We start from the raw sequence: 2759 nt of genomic DNA on the forward strand, positions 1-2759 counted from the left end.
ATCATATATTATGTATGATATGTTATAGAATAAAATTATATTTTAACATGTAAGAATTTCTTTCTTCTCATCGTATATTATGACAAAAAAGAGGTATTTATTTGATTTTTTTGTGTTTTGGCAATTTTATAGAATAATTGAATTGACAAAAAAGATTTTTGTACAATATGAAACTTATGTGCATGGGATCTTTATATTATGAATATATGCACTATATCTCGATTTTGGATTACTCGATTTTGAATTAAAGGAAATAAGAATGGAACATCGTGCAGTCTTAGAGACTGAAAGCAATTTAATTATTACATTGGTTGCTGATATTGTTGCTGCCTACGTGAGTAATAATTCTATTCGACCGACTGAAGTGCCAAGTTTGATTGCTGATGTCCATGCTGCTTTTCGTAAAGCAGGGAATCTAGAGTTAACAGAAGTCGAAGTTGAAAAACAAAGGCCTGCCGTTAATCCAAAGCGTTCAGTATTTCCTGATTATCTCATTTGTCTTGAAGATGGGAAGAAATTTAAATCTCTCAAGCGTCATCTCATGACACATTACGGAATGTTGCCAGAAGAATATCGTGAAAAATGGCAGTTAGACAGTTCTTATCCTATGGTAGCGCCTAATTATGCAAAAACACGATCAGCTTTAGCCAAAGAAATGGGTCTTGGACGCAAAAGCAAACGGAAAAAAGCTAAATAATCATATTTTGCGAAAAATATAGTTCCTGTATAAATTTATATATAATGCACATTTTCTGTGAAATTTTTGTGTATATAATAATTTGTAGAAAGAGAATTATATATAGCTTTCGTTATGGATTCGTTTGATCATTGATTTCAGACCATTGGATCTTTGTGGTGTAAGATTTTCATTTAAACCAAGTTTTTCAAAGAGATCTTGAGCATCAGAGCTACGAATTTCAGAAGCTTTTTTGCCTGAATAAAAGGTGAGAAGAATATAAATGAGTCCACGCACAATATGAGCATCAGAATCACCTTGAAACGTTAATATTGGATCTTCTGAATTAGTACGTGACGATAAAAGCCACACTTGGCTAACACAACCAGGAACTTTATGGGCATCATTTCGAGCACTTTCCGGAAAAGGTGGCAATTCATTGCCAAGCTCCATGACATAACGATAACGATCTTCCCAACTATCCAAAAGAGAAAAGTTTTCTATAATATCGTCGATTGTTTCCGCCATTATGTTAGTCCTGTTTCCTTTTAATAATCATAATGAGTATACTTATTGATAGATAAATATTTATTTTCCTAACATAACGAATATAAAGAATGTTGAAAATTCTTATTTCAAGATAATATTTTATGATTTTGTAAGAATTCTTTTATTTGCATTTTGTGAGAAACATTAGTTGTTCCCTAATATGCGCCCTAAATATTCATAAGCAGCTCTTGCACCGTGATATGCGCGTTCGCCAAGTGAACTTAAAAAGGTCTTTCCTACGTTACAAGTTTCTCTATTACGGTCACAAAATGTTCCTAAGTCATTTAAAGCGCTCTTAAAAGCAATAATCATATCGCTCATTATTGACTCATTATTTTTTAAGTTAAAAGAATCGTTATTACTTGGATTTGCTATAAAAAATGAGATAATGACAAAAATAAAAAACAAAAAAAATGATAATTTGATTAAAAAACGTATCATGAGCAATCAATGTATCGCAATAGTAAAGGTAATAAAAGAAACATTTTACACACTGCTCCTTTATAAAAAATTTACAAAATATCACACAGTTACAAGCTTATTATATATAATAAACTATGATAAAAAATAAAAGATATCATCAGGATTGTGGATAAGGGATAGTAAAGTGTAGATCCCCCATTTGTAGCCTTTTATTCCACAAGAAAGTCTAGCGATAAAACAAAGATTAATACCCATAGCCCAATTTCTTTTTCCTATTGTGTAAATACTCATTTTAAATAATCATTCATCATTTTAAGCTTAGTTGAAAAGGCTAAAGAGCGTCAAACTCTGTTATTCTGATTCTCGTATCGAGAAAATGCTTATATTATCTATAAAACTTTACTAGCACATCATAAAAATGATCAAAATGTCGATAAAAATATTAAGAAAATAGATGTATCTCTTTTGATTCTATCTCAAGTCAAGATTTTTTCTATAACATTATCAACATCAATTTATATGAAAATTATTGAATATAAATAGAAGGAATTTATGCCAAAATATAATAGCCTTAAGAGATAATCGCTCTTACCGAACCGTTTACGGATAAGTAACCCTCTGTCTGTAAATTATAAAGAATAATGACGATTATCATCATTTTAGCGTTATAGGAAAATATTCTCAACTTTTTTAAAGAATAGGCAAACATATGCACCAAAAATGAAGAATAACCTGGCATTATTGTTTGGATAATTAGATGTGATAATGCTCGTTTGAAAACTCCACAAGCTCTTGAGTATTAATCATTTGATGCTCTCTTTATACAGATTAAAGATTTGTAAAATATGAAGTTAATAAAAGTTGATAAGAGCTCTTGTTGATTTATCAACTTATAAATGGATATAATGAAGCTGCTTATTCTAAGAATTTGAAAGAAAAAAGCAATAATATCAATGCACTTCTTTTTAGATTGAAATAAGAAATAATTTACATTCATTTCTTTATACAAAATAAACGCAACTGAAAATCAAAACTAATGACAATAAAGCGAAAGACGTCCAGAAAAAAAACCGCAAAACATCCTAAATACTATAGCAGTATTGTTATCACT

Annotated in this window: 3 protein-coding genes; 1 reads left to right on the forward strand and 2 read right to left on the reverse strand. The window is 29.8% G+C overall.

All coding sequences use genetic code 11. The annotated features are described in order from the left end of the window. The first annotated feature begins 259 nt into the window (after positions 1-259). Complete coding sequence (locus HWX04_RS07980) at positions 260-697, forward strand: Ros/MucR family transcriptional regulator (protein WP_175869594.1); 438 nt, start codon at positions 260-262, stop codon at positions 695-697. A 96-nt stretch (positions 698-793) separates the two neighbouring features. Here the strand turns inward: HWX04_RS07980 and HWX04_RS07985 are convergent, their stop codons facing one another. Beyond that, positions 794-1204 (reverse strand): SufE family protein, encoded by a 411-nt coding sequence (locus HWX04_RS07985; RefSeq protein ID WP_175869595.1) that lies wholly within the window; start codon positions 1202-1204, stop codon positions 794-796. Between the two features lie 165 nt (positions 1205-1369). Next, complete coding sequence (locus HWX04_RS07990) at positions 1370-1666, reverse strand: DUF5330 domain-containing protein (RefSeq protein ID WP_175869596.1); 297 nt, start codon at positions 1664-1666, stop codon at positions 1370-1372. Between the last annotated feature and the right edge of the window lie 1093 nt (positions 1667-2759).

Source organism: Bartonella gabonensis (genome assembly GCF_903679515.1).
GTDB lineage: Bacteria > Pseudomonadota > Alphaproteobacteria > Rhizobiales > Rhizobiaceae > Bartonella > Bartonella gabonensis.

What these genes read in the sequence shown, in the direction of transcription:
- HWX04_RS07985 (WP_175869595.1), bottom strand. Translation starts at nt 1,204, where the DNA reads ATGGCGGAAACAATCGACGATATTATAGAAAACTTTTCTCTTTTGGAT.
- HWX04_RS07980 (WP_175869594.1), top strand. Translation starts at nt 260, where the DNA reads ATGGAACATCGTGCAGTCTTAGAGACTGAAAGCAATTTAATTATTACA.
- HWX04_RS07990 (WP_175869596.1), bottom strand. Translation starts at nt 1,666, where the DNA reads ATGATACGTTTTTTAATCAAATTATCATTTTTTTTGTTTTTTATTTTT.